This is a genomic window from Bradyrhizobium prioriisuperbiae (assembly GCF_032397745.1).
GTDB classification, from domain to species: Bacteria; Pseudomonadota; Alphaproteobacteria; order Rhizobiales; family Xanthobacteraceae; genus Bradyrhizobium_A; species Bradyrhizobium_A prioriisuperbiae.
Map to the genome: position 1 here is coordinate 4,158,736 of NZ_CP135921.1, position 24,039 is coordinate 4,182,774.

21 protein-coding genes are annotated in these 24,039 nt (G+C 62.8%); 12 read left to right on the forward strand and 9 right to left on the reverse strand.

Annotated features, from left to right (window positions below; all coding sequences use genetic code 11):
• Positions 1–49 precede the first annotated feature (49 nt).
• A complete protein-coding gene (locus RS897_RS19470) occupies positions 50–535 on the reverse strand; it encodes a MarR family winged helix-turn-helix transcriptional regulator (protein ID WP_315838128.1) in 486 nt (161 codons plus the stop codon).
• Between the two features lie 130 nt (positions 536–665).
• On the opposite strand from RS897_RS19470, the gene RS897_RS19475 reads away from it, so the two are divergent.
• From RS897_RS19475 to fahA, 6 genes are read left to right on the forward strand one after another with little or no spacing between them, the layout of a single operon-like run.
• On the forward strand, positions 666–2,282 hold the full coding sequence (locus tag RS897_RS19475) for an FAD-dependent oxidoreductase (RefSeq protein WP_315838129.1): 1,617 nt from the start codon (positions 666–668) through the stop codon (positions 2,280–2,282).
• A 9-nt stretch (positions 2,283–2,291) separates the two neighbouring features.
• A complete protein-coding gene (locus RS897_RS19480; protein ID WP_315838130.1) occupies positions 2,292–2,501 on the forward strand; it encodes a DUF2783 domain-containing protein in 210 nt (69 codons plus the stop codon).
• A gap of 24 nt (positions 2,502–2,525) precedes the next feature.
• Positions 2,526–3,482, forward strand: coding sequence for an MBL fold metallo-hydrolase (locus RS897_RS19485; RefSeq protein WP_315838131.1), 957 nt, complete (start codon positions 2,526–2,528; stop codon positions 3,480–3,482).
• A 2-nt stretch (positions 3,483–3,484) separates the two neighbouring features.
• Positions 3,485–4,831 (forward strand): homogentisate 1,2-dioxygenase, encoded by a 1,347-nt coding sequence (gene hmgA / locus RS897_RS19490; RefSeq protein WP_315838132.1) that lies wholly within the window; start codon positions 3,485–3,487, stop codon positions 4,829–4,831.
• A 14-nt stretch (positions 4,832–4,845) separates the two neighbouring features.
• The gene (gene maiA / locus RS897_RS19495; protein ID WP_315838133.1) at positions 4,846–5,493 is read left to right on the forward strand and encodes a maleylacetoacetate isomerase; all 648 of its coding nucleotides are present in this window, start codon (positions 4,846–4,848) and stop codon (positions 5,491–5,493) included.
• Between the two features lie 27 nt (positions 5,494–5,520).
• Positions 5,521–6,792, forward strand: coding sequence for a fumarylacetoacetase (fahA, locus tag RS897_RS19500; protein WP_315838134.1), 1,272 nt, complete (start codon positions 5,521–5,523; stop codon positions 6,790–6,792).
• A 206-nt stretch (positions 6,793–6,998) separates the two neighbouring features.
• Here fahA and RS897_RS19505 read toward each other — a convergent pair whose 3' ends face one another.
• The gene (locus RS897_RS19505) at positions 6,999–7,604 is read right to left on the reverse strand and encodes a c-type cytochrome (protein WP_407654517.1); all 606 of its coding nucleotides are present in this window, start codon (positions 7,602–7,604) and stop codon (positions 6,999–7,001) included.
• A 98-nt stretch (positions 7,605–7,702) separates the two neighbouring features.
• Positions 7,703–8,962 (reverse strand): PQQ-dependent sugar dehydrogenase, encoded by a 1,260-nt coding sequence (locus tag RS897_RS19510; RefSeq protein WP_315838135.1) that lies wholly within the window; start codon positions 8,960–8,962, stop codon positions 7,703–7,705.
• Between the two features lie 633 nt (positions 8,963–9,595).
• On the opposite strand from RS897_RS19510, the gene RS897_RS19515 reads away from it, so the two are divergent.
• Complete coding sequence (locus RS897_RS19515; RefSeq protein WP_315838136.1) at positions 9,596–10,294, forward strand: pirin family protein; 699 nt, start codon at positions 9,596–9,598, stop codon at positions 10,292–10,294.
• 102 nt (positions 10,295–10,396) lie between these two features.
• Here RS897_RS19515 and RS897_RS19520 read toward each other — a convergent pair whose 3' ends face one another.
• On the reverse strand, positions 10,397–11,314 hold the full coding sequence (locus RS897_RS19520) for a LysR family transcriptional regulator (protein ID WP_315838137.1): 918 nt from the start codon (positions 11,312–11,314) through the stop codon (positions 10,397–10,399).
• 288 nt (positions 11,315–11,602) lie between these two features.
• Between RS897_RS19520 and RS897_RS19525 the strand changes: the two genes are divergently transcribed.
• The 3 genes from RS897_RS19525 to RS897_RS19535 all read left to right on the forward strand — a co-directional run bounded on the left by RS897_RS19525 (position 11,603) and on the right by RS897_RS19535 (position 17,054).
• Complete coding sequence (locus tag RS897_RS19525) at positions 11,603–12,451, forward strand: alpha/beta hydrolase (protein WP_315838138.1); 849 nt, start codon at positions 11,603–11,605, stop codon at positions 12,449–12,451.
• 9 nt (positions 12,452–12,460) lie between these two features.
• Complete coding sequence (locus tag RS897_RS19530) at positions 12,461–13,687, forward strand: efflux RND transporter periplasmic adaptor subunit (RefSeq protein WP_315838139.1); 1,227 nt, start codon at positions 12,461–12,463, stop codon at positions 13,685–13,687.
• Between the two features lie 145 nt (positions 13,688–13,832).
• Positions 13,833–17,054 (forward strand): efflux RND transporter permease subunit, encoded by a 3,222-nt coding sequence (locus RS897_RS19535; RefSeq protein ID WP_315838140.1) that lies wholly within the window; start codon positions 13,833–13,835, stop codon positions 17,052–17,054.
• Positions 17,055–17,234: 180 nt separating this feature from the next.
• Here the strand turns inward: RS897_RS19535 and RS897_RS19540 are convergent, their stop codons facing one another.
• The 5 genes from RS897_RS19540 to kdgD all read right to left on the reverse strand — a co-directional run bounded on the left by RS897_RS19540 (position 17,235) and on the right by kdgD (position 22,842).
• A complete protein-coding gene (locus tag RS897_RS19540) occupies positions 17,235–18,530 on the reverse strand; it encodes a TRAP transporter large permease (RefSeq protein ID WP_315838141.1) in 1,296 nt (431 codons plus the stop codon).
• On the reverse strand, positions 18,521–19,078 hold the full coding sequence (locus RS897_RS19545) for a TRAP transporter small permease (RefSeq protein WP_315838142.1): 558 nt from the start codon (positions 19,076–19,078) through the stop codon (positions 18,521–18,523). Before RS897_RS19545 ends, RS897_RS19540 begins: the two co-directional genes overlap by 10 nt.
• 82 nt (positions 19,079–19,160) lie before the next feature.
• On the reverse strand, positions 19,161–20,135 hold the full coding sequence (locus RS897_RS19550; protein ID WP_315838143.1) for a TRAP transporter substrate-binding protein: 975 nt from the start codon (positions 20,133–20,135) through the stop codon (positions 19,161–19,163).
• Between the two features lie 392 nt (positions 20,136–20,527).
• Entirely contained in the window at positions 20,528–21,877 is a 1,350-nt protein-coding gene (gudD, locus tag RS897_RS19555; protein WP_315838144.1) for a glucarate dehydratase, read from the reverse strand.
• A gap of 38 nt (positions 21,878–21,915) precedes the next feature.
• Positions 21,916–22,842 carry a 5-dehydro-4-deoxyglucarate dehydratase gene (kdgD, locus tag RS897_RS19560; RefSeq protein WP_315838145.1) on the reverse strand — a complete coding sequence of 309 codons (927 nt, stop codon included), beginning with the start codon at positions 22,840–22,842 and terminating at the stop codon, positions 21,916–21,918.
• 99 nt (positions 22,843–22,941) lie between these two features.
• Between kdgD and RS897_RS19565 the strand changes: the two genes are divergently transcribed.
• On the forward strand, positions 22,942–23,208 hold the full coding sequence (locus RS897_RS19565; RefSeq protein ID WP_315838146.1) for a hypothetical protein: 267 nt from the start codon (positions 22,942–22,944) through the stop codon (positions 23,206–23,208).
• On the forward strand, positions 23,205–23,993 hold the full coding sequence (locus tag RS897_RS19570; RefSeq protein ID WP_315838147.1) for a FadR/GntR family transcriptional regulator: 789 nt from the start codon (positions 23,205–23,207) through the stop codon (positions 23,991–23,993). Before RS897_RS19565 ends, RS897_RS19570 begins: the two co-directional genes overlap by 4 nt.
• Positions 23,994–24,039: the final 46 nt, after the last annotated feature.

A 24,039-nucleotide genomic window follows, 5' to 3' on the forward strand; every position in this document is an offset into this window, starting at 1 on the left:
TATGCTGTGAATTCACAATGCGGGTTGTGCGCACGTCGATCGGCGCGCTTTAAGCGCGTTCGTGGTCTTTCGGGGCGTCCGGCTGAGCTTCGGTTTGCGTCAGCTCGAAGCTTTTTTCGATCTTGGCCAGCGCATTTTCAAACTGTCGCAATTCCGTCGCCGACAGGCACGACAATATTTCGCGTTCGCGATTCAGTAGCCGGGGAATCAACCCCTGGTACATGGCCTTGCCTTCGCGTGAGAGCTGCAGGCTGTATTCCCGTCGATCCACCTGACTTTCCACCCGCTCGATCAGCCCGCGTTCGAGCAGGCTGGTCACCGCGCGGCTGATGGTCGATTTGTGAGTGCTGGTGTGTTGCACGATGAACTGCGCCGTGCAGGGCCCCTCGCGAAAGCCCAAGGTGGCGATCACCCGCCATTCCGGAATTTCGATGCCGTAACGGTCGCGATATTCACTCGACAATGCCGTACTGATTTCCGCCGACAGCCGGTTCATGCGAAACGGGACGAACTTCAGCAGGTCGAGTTTCTTCATCAAAGCGGTCCAGCACGGTTGACGGCCCGGAGGTCGGGGGAGTATATAGTTGCACGTGAGACTAATTTTAGCGTCCGGCGCCCGATAACGCCAGCACTTTATAAGAGAGACGCAAAGCGGGAGGATTTTGATGACCGCCGGTGCAGCGACCCAGTTCGGCTATCAGCGCCATCCGGACCAGGACCGTCCGGAGGGCTCAAATGCCCACCACCCGGTGGTTGTGGTCGGCGCCGGCCCCGTGGGGTTGTCACTGGCGATCGATCTGGCCCAGCGCGGGCACGGCGTGGTGCTGCTGGATGACGCAGACCGGATCGGCGAAGGCTCGCGCGCGATCTGCTTCTCCAAACGTTCGCTGGAATTCTGGGACAGGCTCGGCGTCGGCCAACGCATGGTCGACAAGGGCGTGGTCTGGAGCGTGGGCAAGATCTTCCACGGCGCCTCGCAGGTCTATCAGTTCAATTTGCTGCCCGAGGATGGCCACAAGATGCCGGCCTTCATCAACCTGCAGCAGTTCTATGCCGAGGCCTATCTGGTGGAGCGCGCGGCGGAGTTGCCGGGCATCAGCCTGCGCTGGCGCAACAAGGTCACGGGCCTCGCGCAGCGCAACGATCATGTCAGCCTCACGGTCGAGACGCCGGAGGGGCCTTATCGTCTGGCCGCCACCCATGTGATCGCCTGCGACGGCGCGCGCTCGTCGCTGCGGCAGATGGTGGGCGCGGATTTCGCTGGGCAAGTGTTCGAGGACCAGTTCCTGATCGCCGACGTCAAGATGGCGGCGGATTTTCCGAGCGAGCGCTGGTTCTGGTTCGATCCGCCGTTTCATGCGGGACGTTCGGCGCTGCTGCACAGCCAGCCGGACAATATCTGGCGGCTCGATCTGCAGCTCAGCCCGGACGCCGATCCGGTGGTCGAGAAAAAGCCGGAGAATGTGCGACCCCGCATCGCGCGGATGCTGGGGCACGACGACTTCGCGTTCGAATGGATTTCGCTGTACAAATTCCAGTGCCGCCGGATGGAGCGCTTCATCCATGGCCGGGTGATCTTTGCCGGCGATGCGGCGCATCAGGTGTCGCCGTTCGGTGCCCGCGGCGCCAACTCCGGGCTGGAAGACGCCGAGAACCTGGCGTGGAAGCTGTCGCGGGTGCTGCAGGGGACGTCGCCGGAATCCTTGCTCGAGACCTACAACATCGAACGCAGCGCGGCGGCGGACGAGAACATCCGCGAATCCACTCGCTCCACCGATTTCATGGCGCCGAGTTCGCGCGAGGAAGAACGGCTGCGGCGCGCCGTGCTGGCGCTGGCCAGCGAAACCGAGTTCGGCAAGCGTATGATCAATGGCGGCCGGCTGTCAGTGCCGTCGACCTATCAGACGCCACTGTCGAGCGACGATGCCGAGGCATGGGCCGGCGGCGTGAAGCCCGGTGCTTCGCTGCTCGATGCGCCCCTGGCCACTCGCGAGGGCGGCAAGACCTACTTCAGCGATGCGTTCAACGGCGCCGGCCGCGGCTTCACGCTGCTGCAGTTCGCCAATGGCGAGGCGGTGACGGCGCCTGACGGCGTCGATGTCGTCAGCATTGGGCCGAACGAAACCTTGACGGATGCGTCGGGTCTCTTGGCAAAGCGCTATGATGCGGCTCCCGGCACCGCTTATTTGTTTCGTCCCGATGGTTACGTTGCTGGCCGGTTTCGGCATCCGACCCGCGCCGCGCTGGAAACAGCGCTGGCGCGTGCGTCCGGGATTCAGTGAGAGGCGGCCATGGCCCTGTCGACCAGCTCCAATTTTGCCAAGCCGGACGATGCGTTCCGGCTTGTGGTCGAGGCGCATCGCGGCCTCGCCGATGACGCCAGTGCGGAGCTCGATGCCGCGCTGGTCCTCATCCTTGCCAATCATATCGGTGATATCGACGTCCTGCGCGACGCGATCGCCCTTGCCAAGCGCGGCCTTGCGAACAAGGCCGCAACGTAACGATCTAAAAGGAAAGACTATCGCATGAGCGCCAAAGGCTTCGCTTCAACGACCGATCTCGCTGATAAAAAGATCACGTTTTCCGAGATCGGCACCGATCTCTACGCGTTCACCGCGGAAGGCGATCCGAACACCGCCATCATTGTCGGCGACGACGGCTGCCTGGTGTTCGACGCTCAGGCGACGCCGGCCATGGCCAAGAGCGTGATCGAACGGGTCAAGACCGTCACCGACAAGCCGATCAAGTATGTCGTGTTGTCGCATTATCATGCGGTGCGGGTGCTCGGCGCATCGGCTTATCAGGCCCAGGGCGTCGTCGCCTCGAGCGAAACCTATCGGCTGATCCAGGAGCGCGGACAACAGGACTGGGATTCGGAATACGGCCGGTTTCCGCGGCTGTTCCGTGATGCCGAGAGCATTCCCGGGCTGACCTGGCCGACCCTGACGTTCGAAGGCGAGATGTCGATCTTCCTCGGCAAGCGCGAGGTCAAGCTGATTCAGCTCGGCGCCGGCCACACCTCCGGCGACATCGTCGCCTGGGTGCCCGATGCCGAGGTGATGTTCTCGGGCGACCTGATCGAATACCACTCCGCCTGCTATTGCGGCGACGCGCATCTGCGCGAATGGCCGATGACCCTGAACGAGATCCGCGAGTTCAATCCCAAGGCCATCGCGCCGGGCCGCGGTGATGCGTTGAAGGGGACTTCCACCGTCCGCGAGGCCATCGCCATGACCCGCGACTTCGTCACCACATTGTATGGCACCGCGGAGACCTCGGTCGCGAAGGGGCGTAGCCTCAAGGATAACTGGGCCGCGACGCGCGAGGCGATGGATCCGAAGTTTTCCAAGTTCGCGATCTACGAGCACTGCCTGCCGTTCAACGTCTCCCGTGCCTTCGACGAGGCGTCGGGGATCGACGATCCGGTGATCTGGACCGCGGAGCGTGATCAAGAGATGTGGGCGGCCCTTCAGGGAGGATGACCATGAATTACAACGCAGCTCCTGGCGTGATCGTAAAATCCAACGCCAACGTCACCCCCGGCTACATGTCCGGGTTCGGCAACAGTTTCGAGACCGAAGCGTTGCCCGGCGCGTTGCCGATCGGGCGCAATTCGCCGCAGCGCTGCGCCTACGGGCTCTATGCCGAACAGCTGTCCGGCTCGCCCTTCACGGCGCCGCGCGGCACCAACGAGCGCTCCTGGCTCTATCGCATTCGTCCCTCGGTGCGGCATTCCGGCCGCTTTACCAAGGCGGATGCCGGTCTGTGGCGCACCGCGCCGTGCTTCGAAGGCGAATTGCCGATCGGGCAATATCGCTGGGATCCGGCGCCGCTGCCGACAGGCGAGGTGACGTTCCTGCAGGGTGTGCAGACCATGACCACGGCCGGGGATTCCAACACCCAGGCCGGCATGGCCGCGCACATCTATCTCATCACCAAGTCGATGGTCGATCAGCATTTCTACAATGCCGACGGCGAGATGATGTTCGTGTTGCAGCAGGGCAATTTGCGCCTGGTCACCGAGTTCGGTGTGATCGATGCCGAGCCCGGCGAGATCGTGGTGATCCCGCGCGGCGTGAAATTTCGGATCGAGATCCCGGCCGGTCCGGCGCGCGGCTATCTCTGCGAAAACTACGGCGGCGCCTTCACGCTGCCGGAGCGCGGGCCGATCGGCGCCAATTGCCTGGCCAACGCCCGCGATTTCCTGACGCCGATGGCGGCCTATGAGGACAAGGACACGCCGACCGAGCTGTTCGTGAAGTGGGGCGGTGAATTGTGGTCGACCAAACTGCCGCATTCCCCGATCGATGTGGTGGCGTGGCACGGCAACTATGCGCCGTACAAATACGACCTGCGGACTTTCTCGCCGGTCGGCGCGATCGGCTTCGATCATCCCGATCCCTCGATCTTCACGGTGCTGACCTCGCCGTCGGAGACCGCGGGCACCGCCAACATCGACTTCGTGATTTTCCCGGAACGCTGGGCTGTCGCGGAAAACACCTTCCGGCCGCCCTGGTATCACATGAACATCATGTCGGAGTTCATGGGGCTGGTGTACGGCGTTTATGACGCCAAGCCGCAGGGTTTCACGCCGGGCGGCATCAGCCTGCACAACTGCATGCTGCCGCACGGGCCGGACCGCGAGGCGTTCGACCACGCCAGCAACACCGAGCTGAAGCCGGTGAAGCTGACGGGCACCATGGCCTTCATGTTCGAGACACGGTTTCCGCAGCGGGTTACCGCGCATGCTGCGTCCTCCCGTACGCTGCAGGACGATTATTCGGACTGCTGGAACGGGCTGGAAAAGCGTTTCGATCCGACCAAGCCGTAGCACCAAGAGTCCAGATGTCAGACACTCACAACGCCACACTCTACGGCTATTTCCGCTCCACCGCGGCCTATCGTGTTCGTATTGCGCTCGGCCTGAAAGGGCTGGGCGCGGAGCACAAGTTCATCCATCTGCGCAAAGGCGAGCAGAACGCGCCGGATTATCTCAAGGTCAATCCAGCGGGCCTGGTGCCGTACTGGATCGAAGGTGGATTCCATCTGGCGCAGTCGATCGCCATCATCGAGTATCTTGATGAGACCCACCCCACACCGCCGCTGTTGCCCGGCGATGCGGTCCAGCGCGCGATTGCCCGCGAGATCGCGCTGATTGTCGCAAGCGACATTCACCCGATCGGCAACCTGCGGGTGCTGAACCGGCTGATCAAGATGGGCGTCGACGAGCCGACCCGCACGGCCTGGTCGCAGCACTGGATCACCAGCGGCTTCGATGCCATCGAGGCGCGCCTTGCGGAATTGCCGGGGCCGTTCGCGCTGGGTGAGCAGCCGACGCTGGCCGACATCTGCATCGTGCCGCAGGTCTTTAATGCGCGGCGTTTCGGCGTCGATCTCGCGCCTTATCCGCGTATCCGCGGCATCGACGCGGCGGCTGCCAAGATCGAGGCCTTCGCCGCCGCCGAGCCGGGCCGCCAGCCCGACGCCGAATAATTTCCCGTTTTTGAAAGCGATGTCCCGATGAGTCATCCCAACGATCCCAAGCTGCGGTCCTTCATACCCGTCGAGCCCACGTCGGATTTCCCGATCCAGAATCTGCCCTATGGCGTGTTCTCCACGTCGGCCGATCCGGCGCGCCGCGTCGGTGTCGCGATCGGCGATCATGTGCTCGATCTGGCGGCGCTGGAGGCGGCGGGTCTGCTCGCAGCCGGCAACGCCAAAGGCGTGTTCGCGCAGCCGTCGATCAACGCCTTCATGGCGCTCGGCCCCGATGTCTGGAGCAAGACTCGCGCCCGCATCAGCGCGCTGCTGCGCCACGACAATGCGGAGTTGCGCGACAATGCGGATCTGCGTTCGCGGGCGCTGCTGGCGCGCAAGGACGTGCAGCTGCATTTGCCGGTGACGGTCGCCGGCTTCACCGATTTCTATTCGTCGAAGGAGCACGCCACTAATGTCGGCGTCATGTTCCGCGGCAAGGACAATGCGCTGCAGCCGAACTGGCTGCATATCCCGATCGGCTACAACGGCCGGGCCTCGACAGTGGTGGTCAGCGGCACTAAGGTGCGGCGTCCCAACGGCCAGCTGAAGCCGCCGACGGCGGAAGTGCCGACTTTCGGCCCCTGCAAGCGGCTCGATTTCGAGCTGGAAATGGGCGTCGTGGTCGGCCAGCCGTCGGAGATGGGGACCATGCTGACGGAAGCGCAGGCCGACGCGATGATCTTCGGCTTCACGCTGCTGAACGACTGGAGCGCGCGCGACATCCAGCAGTGGGAGTATGTGCCGCTCGGCCCCTTCCAGGCCAAGGTATTTGGCACCTCGATCAGCCCGTGGATCGTGACGCGCGAGGCGCTGGAGCCGTTCCGGGTGCACGGGCCACAGCAGGATCCGCAGCCGCTGCCGTATCTGGCGCAGAAGCTGGCCAACAACTACGACCTCAACCTCGATGTGACGCTGCGCACGCCGAAGATGTCCCAGCCGCAGCGCATCAGCCGCACCAACTTCAAATACATGTACTGGTCGTCGGTGCAGCAGCTCGTGCACCATGCCTCGTCTGGCTGCGCGATGAGTGTCGGCGACCTGCTGGGCTCCGGCACCATCAGCGGCCCCGAGAAAGACCAGCGCGGCAGCCTCTTGGAATTGAGCTGGGGCGGCGCCGAGCCCCTGACGTTTGGCGACGAGCGCCGGACGTTCCTGGAGGATGGCGATTCGCTCGCCTTTACTGGATGGTGTCAGGGCGACGGCTATCGCGTGGGTTTCGGTGAAGTCGAGGGGACGATTTTGCCGGCGGTGTGAAGGCTCGTGCATAATATGTTGCGGAGCGCCTTCACACCCACTCCGTCATTGCCGGGCTTGACCTCAGCGACTTGGCTGCGCCAAGTCGCGGTCACAATCCAGCTTTCCTCACTGATTGAGCTGGCGTTAAGCTGGATACGCGGGTCAAGCCCGCGTATGACGCAGTATATTGGGCTGCGTTGTCGCGTCCCCCACGAAACTATCCATCACTTATAATTCGCCAGATAGTGCGCCAGCGCCTTGAGCTCGTCTTCCTTCAGCGGGTAGGTGACATCGGCCATGGCGGCGACGCCGCCACCGGTTCGTGTCCCGGCCTTGTAGTCCATCAGTGCTTTTAAGAGATAATCCTCGCGCTGACGGGCGACGCGGGCCACGGCCTTGGTGCCGGCGTAGGTGTCAGTGTGGCATGAGGTGCAGCGGTTTTGCGCGGCGATCTTGGCGCCGGCTTCGCTGAGTGCGGGATTGTCGTCCGATGTCGCGGCCGGTGGCGGGGGCAGGGCGGCGAAGTAGCCGGCAAGGTTGCGCACGTCCTCGTTGCTGAGATCGGCTGATATCGGCCCCATCAGTTCGTTCGCGCGCGCACCGCTGCGGAAGTAGATCAGCTGCCATTGCAGGAACTGGTCGGGCTGTCCCGCGAGCGACGGCGTGTTCGGCGTCTCCGAGATGCCTTCCTTGCCATGGCAGCCCGCGCAGAGTTCAAGCTTGTCCTTGATGGCGGCGACGTCGGGGGCGGCGGTTGCCGATTGCAGCAGCAGGCCGGACAGCATAAGGGCAAAAAGCGGCAGGCCAAAAAAAGGCAGGCAACGGCGCATCGCGGACATCCGAAAGTTGTGAGGAGCTTTTGTTGTTATGAAAACGCCGCGGCCATCCCGGGGTTCCGGAATGGCCGCGATCGGGAGTCAGGATTGGATCACTTCTTGTAGCTGATGCGATAGATCGCACCGGCCCAGTCGTCGGCGACAAGGATCGAACCGTCCTTGTCGACGATGATGTCGTCGGGCCGGCCGGCATAGCTCTGGTCGCCGTTGATCCAGCCTTCGGCAAAGATCTCCTGCTTGGCGTTCTTGCCGTTGGTGTCGGCGGTGACCACTACGATCCGGCCGCCCTGGTACTTATGCCGATTCCAGGAGCCGTGCTCGGCGATGAACATCGCGTTCTTGTACTTCGCCGGGAATTGGCTGCCGGTGTAGAACTTCATGCCCAGCGGCGCGACATGCGAGCCGAGGTTGAAGGCCGGCGGTGAGAATTCCGAGCACGTGTGGCCCATCGCGAACTTCGGATCCGGGATGTTGCCCTGGTGGCAATAGGGATAACCGAAGTGCTCGCCGAGTTTGTTGATCACGTTGAGCTTGTCGCTCGGGCTGTCGTCGCCCAGCCAGTCGCGGGCGTTTTCGGTGAACCAATATTTGCCGGAGCGCGGATCGACGTCGCCGCCGACGCTGTTGCGCACGCCGAGCGCCACGACCTCCGCATTGCCGGTCTTGGGATCGACGCGGCGGATCTGCGAGAGACTGGTCGGCGGCAGGCCGATGTTGAAGGGCGGGCCGAACGGCAGGTAGAACCAGCCTTCCTTGTCCACGGCAATGTACTTCCAGCCGTGCGCCACATAGGACGGCATGTCGTCATAGACGACCTTGCCTTCCGGCATCTTGTCGAGATTGGCTTCCGCATTGTCGTAACGCAGCAGCTTGTCGATCGCGACCACATAGAGCGCGCCGTCCCTGAAGGCGAGGCCGGTCGGCATCTTCAATCCCTTGAGGATCGTCTTGACGGTCTTTTTGCCGCCATTGTCGGTGATGGCATAGACGTTGCCGAGATCGAACGAACCGACGAACAGGGTGCCCTTGTCGCCCCAGGCCATCTGACGCGCCTGCAACACGCCGCTGGCATAAACTTCAATCTTGAAGCCCGGCGGCAGCTTGATCTTGGGGATCAGGTCGGCGAGTTCCTTGTCGGAGGCGCCGGTCGGCGGTCCCGATGGCGGCGCCAGTCCCTTCTGGGCTTCGGTTTCGTCGCCCAGGAACCAGTCATTCGGCGGGTTGGTCCAGAATTCCTTGGTACTGGATTTGTAACTCTTGAGCTGGGCAGCGGCGTAACCGCCACCGCTCACGGCAATGACTGAAGCTAGTGCAAGGGTCTGAAGAATGCGACGACTGTAGCGTGAAACCATCGTTTCAACTCCTGTGCAGCACGCGGGGACTGCGACTTATTGTTCGATCGAGCGATCGTCTTTGGCCTCGAATGAGGCGTCATGGTTATACCATGTGAAATGCGGACGGCGACCTCCGCGCCGCGCAATTTTTTTTTGATCCTTTGCGGTGTGTGGTGAGAGACTGGTGTGATTTGCTGCAAATGCAAACGAAGATTCATGCACGTTTCAGCGGTTCTTTCTCGCGTTGGCTTGCAGTGCAGCAAACTTTGTATTGCAGACATGGTTTGCGACCCGCGATCATCTGCCGCTTTTATTTGCAGCAAAATGCACCATCGCTGTCGCAAAACATCTTGCCGCGCAATCATCGCGTGTGAGCCGTCGCGTGATGGAGAGCGTGATGCGTTGCACGGGTCACCGCGTGGTGACCGGGCGGGAGCCGTGGTGGAGATCGTCTGGAAGGGATCGGGAGCATCACGTCCCCCCATGTCTCTTAATACTAAACCTTGTCGTTATATTATTTTGCATATGACGTGGGCCGCAGCGTCGGCATTCTACCAGGCAGCAGGGTGGAAACAATGAGTTTCCCGGGTTTCTATTTCTCTGCCGCGGCCGCCCGCCTAGATCTGGTTGACCTTTAGCGGGAGGCTTCCGGTGATTGAGCGCAAACCCTTCGATCGGCTCGGCGGCGGTGATCACGGCTGGCTGAAAGCCAAACACCATTTTTCGTTCGGCCCGCACCATGACCCGGACAATATGGGGCTTGGGGCACTGCGGGTCTGGAACGACGATGAGATCGCGCCGAATACCGGCTTTCCAGCGCATCCGCACGCCAACATGGAAATCATCACCTATGTGCGTGAGGGCGCCATTACGCACCAGGATAATCTTGGCAACACTGGTCGCACCGTCGCCGGCGACGTTCAGGTAATGAGCGCAGGCTCCGGCATTCGCCATTCCGAATACAATCTGGAGGCGGCGCCGACCAAAATCTTCCAGATCTGGATCGAGCCCGATGAGACCGGCGGGCAGCCCGCATGGGGCGCCAAGCCGTTTCCGAAAGCCGATCGCTCCGGGCGCTTCGTGACGCTGGCAAGCGGCTTTGCCGCGGACAGCGACGCGTTGCGGATTCGCGCGCAGGCGCGCGTGCTCGGTGCCGCACTGAAGGCTGGCGAGACGGCGGAGTATCGTTTTGGCACTGAGCGCAACGGCTATCTGGTGCCGTCATCGGGCGCGGTCGAGGTCAATGGCGTGCGGATCGTGGCCCGCGACGGCGCCGCCATTCGCAGCGAGGCCGTTGTGACAGTCACCGCTCTGGAGGATTCCGAGATCGTGCTGGTCGACGCGGCTTGACGGAAAGCTTGTAGCCCGGATGAGCGCAGCGATATCCGGGACTCTTCCAGATGTATCACCCGGATGTCGCTGCGCTCATCCGAGCTACTTTGCTGCTGTTACTCACGCCTTCGTCTGCATCAACTCGTTGTTGGCAAACAGATCGGCGATCCAGTCGACGAACACCCGCAGCTTGTTGCTGAGATGGCGGTTGGGCGGATACACCACATAGATGTTCGCCGGCTCCGAGGTCCAGTCCGTCAGCACTTGCGTCAGCCTACCGGCCTCGATGTGCTTTTTCAGCATGAAGATCGGCGCCTGGACGATGCCAAGCCCGCTGGTGGCGGCCGTGACATAAGCCATGCTGTCGTTGACGGCGATCATGTGCCGTCCTGTGGTCTCGATTCGCTCGCCGTTTGACGTGAAGTCCAGCGGCAGCATCCGGCCCGAGCGCGGATGGAAGAAATTCACCGCATAGTGGCCGTGGTCGAGATCGGTCGGATGCCGCGGTGCGCCGTAACGCTGCAGGTAGGACGGCGCCGCGCAGGTGACGAAGGTCATCTCCGCGATGCGTCGGGCGATCAGCGACTGGTCGGTAAGGTCGCCGCCGCGGATCACGCAATCGACATTCTCGCCGATCAGGTCCACCGGGCGGTCGGTGACGCCGAGATCGATCTGGATATCGGGATAACGGGCGTAGAAGTCGGGCAGGGCCGGAATGATGACAAGGACCGCAAGCGCGGTGCCGACATCGACACGCAGCCGTCCCTTGGCGTTGGCCTGCGACAGCGCCATGCTGCCGTCGAGTTCGTCGAGTTCGCCAAGCAGCCGGATCACGCGCTCATAATAAGCCGCGCCGTCCGGGGTCACGGTAACCCGCCGGGTGGTGCGGTTGAGCAGTTTGGTCGAGATGTGGGTCTCGAGCGACTGGATCAATTTGGTGACGGTGGGCTTGGGCATCCGCAGGGAGCTTGCGGCCTGGCTGAACGTGCCGGCTTCCACCACCCGGACGAAAGCGCGCATGGCTGCGAGCTGATCCATATCTTAGGTCTCGATGTCTTTAAGATCTCGACGAGTTTGGGTCTCGAATTCAGGTCGCCCGAGATCTATGTCATGTCGCAGGCGGATTCGCTGAAACGCTGTTTCATTTTTGTGCGCCGCGAAGAAATTTTGTTTCTAAAGTCGTTTTAGGGGGCTTATTATTTCTATATGGAAATAATGAAATCATAAAGCGCATATTTATTCCCCCAAACCTCATTATTAGCTTCCCCATCGCTGGAGACGATTCTGCGATGCAACATCGCGGTCGCCCGGCAGGGGCATTCACAAATGGCGACGGGACGGACCGATAGCGCGATCGACGTGGACGAGGCGGCCAAACTGCCGGTCCGGGTCTACCGCGACTCCCGGTCGCCGCGCTCTGCGCCGCTGGTGTTTCATCTCCATGGCGGAGCGTTCTGCGCCGGTTCCATCGAGGTCTGCGAAACCATTCCGGAGCTGCTCGCCGAGGCGGGTGCCGTGGTGGTGTCGGCGGATTATCCGCTTGCTCCCGAGTTTCAGTTTCCCCATGCGCTGCGCACGATTTTCGGCGCGCTGAAGACGCTGCACAAAACCCGCACCCGATGGGCCGGCAAGATGTCCCGGCTGTTTGTCGCCGGCGAAGAAGCCGGTGGCAATCTTGCCGCAAGTCTCGCTTTGATGGCGCGCGATCAGCACGCGCCCGAACTCGCGGGACAGATTCTGCTGTCGCCGATGCTCGATGCCTGCATGGCGACCACATCGATCCGTGGCGCCGATGCCGGTCCCGCTGGATGCAAATGGGCCGATGGCTGGCAGCACTATCTGGGATCCGCCGACAAGGCCGCGCATCCCTATGCCGCGCCGTCGCAGTCCAGCAGGTTGTCCGGGCTGCCGCCCGCACTGGTCGTCACCGCGCAGGACGATCCGATGCGCGATGAAACCCTGAGTTATGCCACGCGGCTGCAGGAATCGGGTGTCGCCGTCAGCCGCCATGTGTTGACTGCACCCACGGCGTGGCCCGATGCGCTCTGCGCGGGTCGTCCCGCCGACAGCGGCTGGGGCACGGCGCTGCGCGACCAGTTCATTCAGTTTTTCGCGGACAGCGCGGCGCGGCTGCGCCGGCCCGCGTCTCACCATCTCGTTCAAGCTTCAAGTTAGGGGTCGGCTATGTCGTATTCGTCTCGTTATCGCGCTTTTGCTCTGGGCACCGTGCTGGTCGGCGCTGCCGTCAGCGCCGGCGTGTTGTTTTCGCTGCAGAACAACGCCGCGCAGGCCAACAATCAGGCCGCGCCGCCGCCGTCGGTGCCGGTTTCTGTCGCCACCGTCGAACAGCGCAACGCGCCGACCTGGGATGAGTTCTCCGGCCGTCTCGAAGCGGTGGAGCGTGTCGAGATCCGTCCGCGGGTCGCCGGCGTGGTCGAGGCCGTGCACTTCCGCGAAGGTGCGCTGGTGAAGCAGGGCGACCTGCTGTTCACCATCGATCCGGCGCCCTATGCCGCCGAGGTCGATCGTGCCAAGGCGCAGGCGCTTGCCATCCAGGCCCGGATCGCGCTGACCAAGAATGATCTCGAGCGCGGCCAGCAGCTGTGGGAGTCCCGCACCATTTCGACGCGGGATCTCGACCAGCGCGTCAATGCGCAGCGCGAGGCCGAAGCCAATCTGCGTGCCGCGGAAGCCGCACTCACTTCGGCGCAGCTCAATCTCGACTACACCAACGTCAAGGCGCCGGTCGCCGGCCGGGTCGGCAAGATCGAGATCACCGTCGGCAACCTCGTCGCCGCGGGACCGGGGTCGCCGGTGCTGACGTCGCTGGTGTCGATCAATCCGATCTACGCCAGTTTCAACGCCGACGAGCGGGTGGTGATGCAGGCGCTGAAGCAGGCCACGGCATCCAACGGCCTTGTGGCGATGGATCGCATTCCCGTGCAGATGGGCACCATCCTCAGTGGCGACGCCACGCCCTTCGCCGGCCACTTGCAGCTGATCGACAACCAGGTCGATGTCCGCAGCGGCACGGTGCGGGTGCGGGCGGTGTTCGACAATGCTGACGGCAAGCTGATGCCGGGCCAGTTCGCCCGCGTCCGCATGGGCCACGCCGAGACCCAGCAGGCGCTGGTGGTCAGCGAGCGGGCGATCGGCACCGACCAGGACAAGAAGTTCGTCATGGTGGTCGATGCCGAGAACAAGGCGAATTACCGCGAGGTCAAGCTCGGCGAGAGTTCGGAAGGCCTGCGTATGGTGACCAATGGCCTGAAGGCCGGTGAGCGCATCGTGGTGAATGGATTGCAGCGGGTGCGGCCGGGCAGCTTGCTGGCACCGACGCAAGTGTCGATGGACGGTTCGGCCGAGCGGTCGGCGTCCGCGGCACCGGAGGAGAAGACGGCGCAGCAGTAAGCTGCGCCGCTCAGTAGCCCGGATGAGCGCAGCGACATCCGGGTTGGCCGATCGAGATGAGCCCCGGGTATCGCTACGCTCACCCGGGCTACAGACAAATGAAGCGTAATACAGCGAACCGCAGCACGGCTGCGTGGGGCGAGCCATGAATATTTCCCGATTTTTCATCGACCGGCCGATCTTTGCCGGGGTGTTGTCGATCCTGATCTTCCTGTCGGGCCTGTTGGCGCTGCGGGTGATGCCGATTTCCGAATATCCGGAAGTGGCGCCGCCGTCGGTGGTGGTGCGTGCGCAGTATCCCGGCGCCAACCCGAAGGTGATTGCCGAGACGGTCTCGACGCCCATTGAAGAGCAGATCAACGGCGTCGAAGGCATGCTCTATATGAGCAGCCAGTCGACCACCGACGGCCTGATGACACTGACGGTGACATTCAAGCTCGGCACCGATCCCGACAAGGCGCAGCAGCTGGTGCAGAACCGCGTCTCCCAGGCCGAGCCGCGGCTGCCCGAAGACGTCCGCCGGCTCGGCATCACCACGATCAAGAGCGCGCCCGACCTGACGCTGGTGGTGCATCTGCTGTCGCCGAACGACCGCTACGACATGACTTATTTGCGCAACTACGCCGTGCTCAACGTCAAGGATCGCCTCGCCCGCATCGATGGCGTGGGACAGGTGCAGCTATTTGGCTCCGGTGACTATTCGATGCGGATCTGGCTCGATCCGCAGAAAGTCGCCGAGCACGGCCTGTCCGCCAGCGACGTGGTCCGCGAAATCCGCGCCCAGAACGTGCAGGCGGCGGCCGGCGTGGTCGGCGCCTCGCCGGGCCTGCCCAACATCGATTTCCAGCTTCCGGTGAATGCCCAGGGGCGCCTGCAGACCGAGCAGGAGTTCGGCGACATCATTGTCAAGGGCGGCAGCAATGGCGAGGTGACGCGTCTGCGCGACATCGCCCGCATCGAGCTCGGCGCCTCGGAGTATTCGCTGCGCTCGCTGCTCGACAACAAGTCGGCGGTGGCGATTCCGATCTTCCAGTCGCCGGGATCGAACGCGATCCAGATCTCGGACAACGTCCGCAAGACGATGGCCGAGCTGAAGAAGAACATGCCTGAGGGGGTGGACTACAAGATTGTCTACGATCCCACCCAGTTCGTCCGCGCCTCGATCGAAGCGGTGATCCATACGCTGCTGGAAGCCGTCGCACTGGTGGTGCTGGTGGTGATCATCTTCCTGCAGACCTGGCGGGCGTCGATCATCCCACTGCTGGCGGTGCCCGTGTCGATCATCGGCACCTTCGCGGTGATGTATCTGTTCGGCTTCTCCATCAACGCGCTTAGCCTGTTCGGCCTGGTGCTGGCCATCGGCATTGTGGTCGACGACGCCATCGTGGTGGTCGAAAACGTCGAGCGCAACATCGAAGAGGGGCTGACGCCGCGCGAGGCGACATACCGCGCCATGCGCGAGGTGTCGGGCCCGATCATCGCGATCGCGCTGGTGCTGGTGGCGGTGTTCGTGCCGCTGGCTTTCATCACGGGCCTCACCGGGCAGTTCTATCGCCAGTTCGCCTTGACCATCGCGATCTCCACCGTGATCTCGGCGATCAATTCGCTGACGCTGTCGCCGGCATTGGCCGCGCAATTGCTGAAGGGGCATGACGAGCCGAAGGACATCCTTACCCGTGCCATGGACAAATACCTGGGATGGTTTTTCCGCGGCTTCAACACCGCGTTCAAGCGTGTCGGTGGCGGTTACAGCTCCGGCGTCAAGGGCGCGATCTCGCGCAAGACCATCATGGTCGGCATCTATCTGGCGCTGGTCGGTGTCACCTGGGGCCTGTTCAAGTCGGTGCCGGGCGGCTTCGTTCCCGGGCAGGACAAGCAGTACCTGGTCGGCTTCGCGCAATTGCCCGACGGCGCGACGCTCGATCGCACCGAGGACGTCATCCGCCGCATGAGCGAGATCGCGCTGAAGGAACCCGGTGTGGAGAGCGCGGTGGCGTTCCCCGGCCTGTCGATCAACGGCTTCACCAACTCGTCCAACGCCGGCATCGTGTTCGTCACCCTGAAGCCGTTCGATGAGCGCAAGACGGCGGCGCTGAGCGGTGGCGGCATCGCGAAAACGCTGAACGGCAAGTTCGCGACCATCCAGGAAGCCTTCATCGCCATGTTCCCGCCGCCGCCCGTGCAGGGCCTCGGCACCATCGGCGGCTTCAAGCTGCAGATCGAGGACCAGGCGGGCCTCGGCTACGATGCGCTGAACGATGCGACCAAGGCGTTCCTCGCCAAGGCCCAGCAGGCGCCGGAGATCGCTGGGCTGTTCTCCAGTTACCAGGTCAACACGCCGCAGCTTTATGCGGATATCGACCGCACCCGGGCGCGGCAGCTCGGCGTTCCCGTGACGGACGTGTTCGACACGCTGCAGATCTATCTGGGCTCGCTCTACGTCAACGACTTCAACAAGTTCGGGCGCACCTACACCGTCCGCGTGCAGGCCGATGCGAAATTCCGCGCCCGTCCCGACGATGTCGGCGAGCTCAAGGTCCGCTCGGGCTCCGGCGACATGATTCCGCTGGCGACGTTGCTGCGGGTGAAATCGAGCGCCGGGCCTGAGCGTGCCATGCGCTACAACGGCTTCCTCACCGCCGACATCAATGGCGGCGCGGCGCAGGGCTATTCGTCCGGCGAGGCGCAGGCGGCGGTGCAACGGATCGCCGACGAAACCTTGCCGAAAGGCTTTGGCTTCGAATGGACCGAACTGACCTACCAGCAGGTGCTGGCCGGCAATTCGGCGGTGGTGGTGTTCCCCTTGGCCCTGCTGCTGGTGTTCCTGGTGCTGGCGGCGCAGTACGAAAGCCTGACGCTGCCATTGTCGATCATCATGATCGTGCCGATGGGGTTGATGGCCGCGATGTTCGGCGTCTGGGTCTCCGACGGCGACAACAACGTGTTCACCCAGATCGGGTTGATCGTGCTGGTGGGCCTGTCGGCCAAGAACGCCATCCTGATCGTGGAGTTCGCGCGCGAACTGGAGTTCGCCGGCCGCAAGCCGATCGAAGCCGCGATCGAGGCCAGCCGGATGCGGTTGCGCCCGATCCTGATGACGTCGATGGCGTTCATCATGGGTGTGGTGCCGCTGGTCACCTCGACCGGGGCCGGCGCGGAAATGCGCCATGCCATGGGCGTGGCGGTGTTCTCCGGCATGATCGGTGTCACTGCGTTCGGCATCTTCCTGACGCCGGTGTTCTATGTGCTGCTGCGCCGCCTGAGCGGCAACAAGCCGCTCAAGCTGCATGGCGAGGTGCCGCACGGCTCCGAACTCGGCAGCACGCCACACACCCCGCACCCTCCAATCAGCCAGGCCGCCGAGTAGCCCCCCTCCGGAGCCAAGCTGATGTCGGTGACGGCCCGTGTCCCCAGCACGGGCCGTCATTGTTTTGTGATGGAGCACATGTTGCTCAACAGCAAAATGTCCCGCAAGCGGGGCATTTTAGTATTCGGAAGCGAGTGTGATGAAAGGATGCGCGGCAAAGCCGAGTGGCTGCCGCTTCGCTCAAAGTGGTTTGTAGCCCATCAGCAGTGAAGGCAACCACAGAGAGAACCCCGGTATATATGTCACGAACATCAAAGCTGCGACTAGCGCAGCATAGAACGGCAGGATCGTCTTCATGACGGCACCCACCGATATTCCGCCGATGGCGCAGCCGACGAATTGCGTGGTGCCGACGGGCGGTGTGTTGAGGCCGAGGGCGCAATTGATCAGCATCAGGATGCCGAACTGGACGGGATCCATGCCGGCTTTCATGGCGATCGGCAGGAAGATCGGCGTGCAGATCAGGATGGTGGCCGCCATGTCCATGAACGTGCCGAGCACGAACAGGATGATGTTGATCAGCAGGAAGATGACCCACGGGCTGCTCGAGACCTTGCTCATGAGAGCGCCGGCGTAATCGGCAACTTCATAGAGGCCCATCAGGTACTGGAACATGGTCGAGACGCCGATCAGCAGCAACACGATGCCGGTCGTCTTGACCGCCTTGGCGGCCGCCGCGATGAACTTGTGCCAGTTCATGGTGCGGTAGAGGAAGAAGGTGAGAATGATGGTGTAGGTCACCGCGACGGCCGCCGACTCCGTTGCCGTGAACACGCCTGAAAGAATGCCTGCAAGAATGATGGCGACGATCAGGAGGCCCGGGATCGCAGCGGCCAGCGAGCGCCAGACAGCTGCCCAGCCGGGGAATATTCCCGCGGGGTAACCGCGCTTGACGGCGACCAGATAGGCGGCCACCAGCATGCAGATCATCAGCACCAGCGACGGAAGCAGGCCGGCCGCGATCAGGGCGCCAATGGACACTTTGCCGCCGGCGGCGAGCGAATAGATGATCATGTTGTGGCTGGTCGGCATCAGCGCGCCAACGAGCGAGGCGTGCGTCGTCACGTTGACAGCGTAATCGACGTCGTAGCCTTCCTTCTTCATCATCGGGATCATCACCGATCCCATTGCCGACACGTCGGCCACCGGCGAGCCCGAGACACCGCCGAACAGCGTGCAGGCCAGCACGTTGGACATGCCGAGGCCGCCGCGGATGTGGCCGACCAGGTTCTTGGCGAGCTGCACGATCTTGTCCGCGACGCCGCCGTGGAGCATCAGCTCGCCACTGAAGACGAAGAACGGAATGGCCAGGAACGAGAAGATGTTCATTCCCGACATCATCTGCTGAAAGATCACCGCGACCGGCAGGCCCTCATACAAGATGGAGCATAGCGCCGAGAGCCCGATGGCAAAGGCCACGGGAACGCCGAGGATGAGGAAGCCGAAGAACGAGACGGAGAGGACAATCAGTTCCATGAAGGGACAACTTCTTCATTACGCAGCAATGCGATGATGTGTTCGATCGAGAAGGAGATGATCAGCAGCCCCGACAAAACGAGCGGCACGTAGCGGACGAACTCCGGCAGGCCGAGATTGGCGATCTTGACCATGCCGACCGAACTGCCGAGCAGCCAACCATTGTAAACCATCGCCGCGCCGAACAGCACGACCAGTGCGTGGATGACCAGTTCGATCTTCTCGCGTGGACCTTCCGGCAACAGCACCAGCAGGGATTCCATGCTGACATGCCCTGCATCGCGCACGCCGACCGCCGCGCCGATCAGCGTGACGTAGAGAATCAGCACCAGGGCAAGATTTTCGGTCCAGGTCGGGCTCGAATTGAGAACGTAGCGGCCGAACACCTGGTAGAAGACGATCGTGACGATCACCAGCAGTCCGGTCACCGAGAGATACATGCCATAACGCGCGATCGGTGCGTTAATTCGCGTCAGCAAGCCGTCAGCCGGGCGTCGGGAGCTGGCCCCCTCCGCTGGCATCTCATCGATCAGTTCAATCTCTTTCATCGGTCACGCCGCCATTCGTTGCGTGTTAAAGCGGCCTGCACCGCGTCGCGGGGAGCGAGCGGTGCAGGCAGGAGTGGAAGCGTTACTTCGTGTCCTGAATGCGCTGGACCAGGCCCTTCAGTTTCGGGTCACTGGCATACTTGGCGTAGACAGGCTTCATCGCATCGATGAATTCCTGCTTGTTGGCGATTTCGATCACCTGAACGCCGGCCGCTTCGACGGTCTTGCGCGATTGAGTCTCGCGCTCATCCCACAGCTTGCGCATATACGGAACGGAATCCTTCGCCGCTTTGCGGACTGCCGCCTGGTCTTCCTTCGACAAGGTGTCCCAGATCTTCTTCGACATCACCAGCACTTCGGGAGCGAGCGAGTGCTCAGTCAAGTTGTAGAACTTCGCGGCTTCAAAATGCCGCGAGGATTCATAAGACGGCCAGTTGTTCTCGGCGGCGTCCACCAGGCCCGTCTTCAGCGCGGTATAGACCTCGCCATACGGCATCGGCGTTGCGTTGGCGCCGAGTCCTTCGATCATGGAGACGAACAGATCGGACTGCTGCACGCGGATCTTCAGGCCCTTGAGATCGGCGAGAGACTTGACCGGTTTCTTGACCGTGTAGAACGAGCGCGCGCCGCTGTCATAGAAAGCGAGGCCGATCAGGCCGGCGGGCTCCATGGCGGCCAGAATTTCGTCACCGATCGGTCCGTCGAGCACCTTGCGCATGTGCTGCGTGCTGCGGAAGACGAACGGCAATCCGGTCACGATCGTCTCGGGCACGAAGTTGTTGAGCGGCGCGGAGTTGATCCGCATGATATCGAGGCCGCCGATCTTGATCTGCTCGATCGTGTCCTTCTCCGAGCCGAGCGCGCCGTTGGGGAACACCTTGACGCCCAGGCGTCCGTTGGTGGCCTCGGACAATTGCTTGCCCATGAAGCGGACGGCTTCAACGGTCGGATAATCAGTCGGATGAATATCGGCCGAACGGAAATCGCGTGCTTGAACTGTTGTCGCGAATGCAAGGATCGCCAGGCACGATCCGGCCACGCGCGCTATCTGCTTCATATGTCTCACAGTGTTTCCCCCTTGTTGATTGCCGTGATTGCGGCATTGGTCATGTGTCACTCCCGTTATCGAGGGTGACGCCGCCTCTATTTAGGTGTCAAGCCGATCACGACGAACGGTGTGCGATCGGATCAAGCCGCCGCACGATCGATCCGCCGATTTGTCAGCACTCGATCGCGGCGCGTCTTCGGTTGCCGCCTCGCAGGATCAAATGCTGAACAACTTGTCTGATAACCTGACATCCTACCTGTAGCAGCTAGGCCTGTTCGTGACAAGTGACGACTGTTTTTGCCACGGAGACCAGCGCGTCCAGAATGCTCTCCTTACGCTCGTGATGAACGGCTCAAGCGGCAGGCAAGTTGCGAGCAGGCCAACTTGCCGGGCGCCGTGCTTCACCGCACCATGCACGGCCGCTTGTTGTTGAAGGTCCAGCCCGGGATCAGGAACTGCATGGCAATGGCGTCGTCGCGGGCGCCAAGGCCGTGCTTTTTGTAGAGCTCGTGGCCGGCTTCGACCTGCGCCATGTCGATCTCGATGCCAAGGCCGGGACGATCCGGCACGGCAACAAGCCCGCCGACGATCTCGAGCGGCTCCTTGGTCAGCCGCTGGCCGTCCTGCCAGATCCAGTGGGTGTCGATCGCGGTCACCTTGCCGGGCGCGGCCGCCGCGGCGTGGGTGAACATCGCCAGCGAGATGTCGAAATGGTTGTTGGAGTGCGAGCCCCAGGTCAGGCCGTGGTCGCGGCAGGTCTGCGCCACCCGCACCGCGCCCTGCAGTGTCCAGAAGTGCGGATCGGCCAGCGGAATGTCGACCGACTGCAGCGCCAGTGCGTGGCTCATCTGCCGCCAGTCGGTGGCGATCATGTTGGTGGCGGTGGGCAGCCCGGTTGCATGGCGGAATTCGGCCATGATCTCGCGGCCGGAGAAGCCGGCTTCGGCGCCGCAGGGATCTTCGGCATACGCCAGGATGCCGTGCATCGGTTTGCACAGCCGCACGGCTTCGTCGAGCGACCAAGCGCCATTGGGATCGAGGGTGATGCGGGCCTGCGGAAACGCCTCCGCCAGCGCCTTGATCGCGAGGATCTCTTCGTCGCCGGCGAACACGCCGCCCTTCAGCTTGAAATCCTGGAAGCCATAACGCGCATAAGCGGCTTCCGCGAGCCGCGCCACGGCTTCGGGCGTCACGGCTTCTTCGTGGCGCAGGCGGAACCAGTCGTCCTTGGCGTTTGGCTCCCCGCGATAGGCGAGGTTGGTCTTGCGGCGGTCGCCGACATAAAACAGATAGCCCAGCATCTCGACCTTGTCGCGCTGCTGTCCCTCGCCGAGCAGTGCCGCCACCGGCACATCGAGGTGCTGGCCCAGCAGGTCCAGCAGGGCCGCTTCCACCGCGGTCACCGCATGGATGGTCACCCGCAGGTCGAAGGTCTGCAGCCCGCGGCCGCCGGCGTCGCGGTCGGCAAAGCGCGTGCGCATGGCGTTCAGCACCGCATTGAATTTGCCGATCGGCTGGCCGACCACGAGATCGCGGGCGTCTTCCAAAGTCTTTTTGATGGTCTCGCCGCCGGGGACTTCGCCCAGGCCGGTGTGGCCGGCGCTGTCGGTCAGGATCACGATGTTGCGGGTGAAAAACGGGCCGTGCGCGCCGCTCAGATTGAGCAGCATGCCGTCATGGCCGGCGACAGGAATGACCTTCATGTCGCGGACGACAGGGGTCCCGGAAACGATTGTGGTCGACGCAGTCATGAGGGTCACACTGTTCTTTGCGGGTTATTCGGCGGCGTTTACTTCGACGTCGGCTTGAGTCGTTCTACCAGCCCGGTCAGTTCCACCATTTCGCCGGCATCGAGGTCGTTCAGCGGCGGGCGCACCGGCCCGGAATCGCGGCCGATCACCTTCATGCCGGCCTTGATGATCGAGACGGCATAGCCCTTCTTGCGATTGCGGATCGCGATCAGCGGCAGGATGAAGTCGCGCAGGCCCGCATGCACCGCATCGCGGTCGCGCTTGCGCACCGCCGCATAGAACTTCACGGCGAACTCCGGCACGAAGTTGAACACGGCGGAGGAGTAGGTGGTCACGCCCATTTCGAGATAGGGCAAGGCGAAGGTTTCCGCCGTCGGCAAGCCGCCGACATAAGTGAGGCGATCGCCCATGCGGGAGTAGACCCGTGTCATCAGCTCGATGTCGCCGATGCCGTCCTTGTAGCCGACCAGGTTTGGGCACTTGTCGCAGAGTTTCGCCAGGGTGTGCTCGTTCACAATCGCATTGTCGCGGTTGTAGACGATGACACCGAGCTTGGTGGCGCCGCACACCGCCTCGATGTGGGCGGCGAGGCCGTCCTGTTCGGAGTGCATCAGGTAGGGCGGCAGCAGCAGGATGCCGTCGGCGCCGGCGCGCTCGGCGGCCGCGGCCATTTCCTTGGCGATCGCGGTGCCGTACCCGGCTCCGGCGAGCACCGGCACACGGCCGCGTGTTTCATTGACGGCGACGCCGACCACTTTTTCCACTTCCGCTGGCGTCAGCGAGAAGAACTCGCCGGTGCCGCCGGCGGCGAACAGGCCGGCAACGTCGTAGCCGCACAGCCAATCCATGTTGGAGCGGTACTGCGTCTCGTTGAAGGAATAGTCCGCGTTGAATGGCGTTACCGGAAACGACAGCAGGCCTTCGCCGATCTGCTTCGCCATTTCCTTTGGTGTCATCTTGCTCATGCGCATCGTGCCCCTGTTTGCGCCGCTCAGCCGCCGTTGATCTCAACCGCTTTGCCGGCAGAATCTCGTTGAATAGCCATTGTGGGGATCGCGCCGGTCATGAATGGCGGCGCGATGACGTTCCGGAAGTTTGCTGTGCGCCGTGCTCGGCAGCGCCATTGCCCGGCGTTGGGCCGGACGAAAATCAAGCACTTCCTGACCGTTTCCCCAGTTTCTTTCCTCAACTCTGGTCTGTGGTCGCCTGACCAGTTGACGTTCGTTGTGAATTCGGCGCGCCGTCCGCTGGTTTTTGCGATCAAGCCGATGGAGAGTGGGGCAACGGTGTTGCCCGGATGGCGCGCCTATGTTAGTCAACTTGTACGATGACCAGACAACGAGCGTCAAGTCCACCCGCCGCCGGTTCCGTGCGCCCGTCCTCGGACGCGCTGCTGCGGCCTGTGCAGCCCGTGCGCAGTCTCAGCGACGAAGTCTGCAACCGTCTGGCCGAGGAGATCACCTCGGGCAAGCTCAAGGCGGGCGCCAAGCTGCCGTCCGAGCAGGAGATGATGACGGCGATGGGCGTCAGCCGCACCGTCATCCGAGAGGCCGTTGCTGCATTGCGTGCGCGCGGCCTGGTCATCACCCGGCAGGGCGCCGGCGCCTTCGTCAACACCGATACCAGCCGGCAGCCCTATGTGATCGATCCCGATGGCCTGGGATCGCTCAATGGCGTGATCGAGGTGCTGGAATTGCGCATGGCGGTCGAGGCTGAGGCCGCCGCGATCGCCAGCGAGAGGGCGACCGCCGCGCTGATCAAGGACATTCGCAACGCGCAGCAGGACCTCACCCGTGCCATCGCCAATGGCGACCGCGGCATCAAGGAGGATCTCGCTTTCCACCGCGCCATCGCGGTGGCCACGCAGAACAATCGGTTTGTCGAGTTCCTCGAGTATCTGGGCCGCCTGATCATTCCCCGGCAAAGCATCCGCTCGTTCGAAGGACAGCCGGACGATATGCGCAGCTACCTGCAGCGCATCGAAAAGGAACACGAAGCCATCCTGCAGGCGATCGAAGCCCGCGCCGCAAAAAAAGCCCGCGACGCCATGCGCAAGCATCTCTTGAATTCGCGCGAGCGATATCGTCAGCTTGCGTCGACAAAAGACGATCGCTAATCACCGTTCGGTTCAAAAATTAAAGTCAAAAATTAAAGAAGGAAAG

Excerpts from the sequence above, each read along its gene's own strand:
- RS897_RS19470 (WP_315838128.1), bottom strand. The coding sequence starts at position 535 with ATGAAGAAACTCGACCTGCTGAAGTTCGTCCCGTTTCGCATGAACCGG.
- RS897_RS19475 (WP_315838129.1), top strand. The coding sequence starts at position 666 with ATGACCGCCGGTGCAGCGACCCAGTTCGGCTATCAGCGCCATCCGGAC.
- RS897_RS19480 (WP_315838130.1), top strand. The coding sequence starts at position 2,292 with ATGGCCCTGTCGACCAGCTCCAATTTTGCCAAGCCGGACGATGCGTTC.
- RS897_RS19485 (WP_315838131.1), top strand. The coding sequence starts at position 2,526 with ATGAGCGCCAAAGGCTTCGCTTCAACGACCGATCTCGCTGATAAAAAG.
- hmgA (WP_315838132.1), top strand. The coding sequence starts at position 3,485 with ATGAATTACAACGCAGCTCCTGGCGTGATCGTAAAATCCAACGCCAAC.
- maiA (WP_315838133.1), top strand. The coding sequence starts at position 4,846 with ATGTCAGACACTCACAACGCCACACTCTACGGCTATTTCCGCTCCACC.
- fahA (WP_315838134.1), top strand. The coding sequence starts at position 5,521 with ATGAGTCATCCCAACGATCCCAAGCTGCGGTCCTTCATACCCGTCGAG.
- RS897_RS19505 (WP_407654517.1), bottom strand. The coding sequence starts at position 7,604 with ATGCGCCGTTGCCTGCCTTTTTTTGGCCTGCCGCTTTTTGCCCTTATG.
- RS897_RS19510 (WP_315838135.1), bottom strand. The coding sequence starts at position 8,962 with ATGGTTTCACGCTACAGTCGTCGCATTCTTCAGACCCTTGCACTAGCT.
- RS897_RS19520 (WP_315838137.1), bottom strand. The coding sequence starts at position 11,314 with ATGGATCAGCTCGCAGCCATGCGCGCTTTCGTCCGGGTGGTGGAAGCC.
- RS897_RS19525 (WP_315838138.1), top strand. The coding sequence starts at position 11,603 with ATGGCGACGGGACGGACCGATAGCGCGATCGACGTGGACGAGGCGGCC.
- RS897_RS19530 (WP_315838139.1), top strand. The coding sequence starts at position 12,461 with ATGTCGTATTCGTCTCGTTATCGCGCTTTTGCTCTGGGCACCGTGCTG.
- RS897_RS19535 (WP_315838140.1), top strand. The coding sequence starts at position 13,833 with ATGAATATTTCCCGATTTTTCATCGACCGGCCGATCTTTGCCGGGGTG.
- RS897_RS19540 (WP_315838141.1), bottom strand. The coding sequence starts at position 18,530 with ATGGAACTGATTGTCCTCTCCGTCTCGTTCTTCGGCTTCCTCATCCTC.
- RS897_RS19545 (WP_315838142.1), bottom strand. The coding sequence starts at position 19,078 with ATGAAAGAGATTGAACTGATCGATGAGATGCCAGCGGAGGGGGCCAGC.
- RS897_RS19550 (WP_315838143.1), bottom strand. The coding sequence starts at position 20,135 with ATGAAGCAGATAGCGCGCGTGGCCGGATCGTGCCTGGCGATCCTTGCA.
- gudD (WP_315838144.1), bottom strand. The coding sequence starts at position 21,877 with ATGACTGCGTCGACCACAATCGTTTCCGGGACCCCTGTCGTCCGCGAC.
- kdgD (WP_315838145.1), bottom strand. The coding sequence starts at position 22,842 with ATGAGCAAGATGACACCAAAGGAAATGGCGAAGCAGATCGGCGAAGGC.
- RS897_RS19565 (WP_315838146.1), top strand. The coding sequence starts at position 22,942 with ATGAATGGCGGCGCGATGACGTTCCGGAAGTTTGCTGTGCGCCGTGCT.
- RS897_RS19570 (WP_315838147.1), top strand. The coding sequence starts at position 23,205 with ATGACCAGACAACGAGCGTCAAGTCCACCCGCCGCCGGTTCCGTGCGC.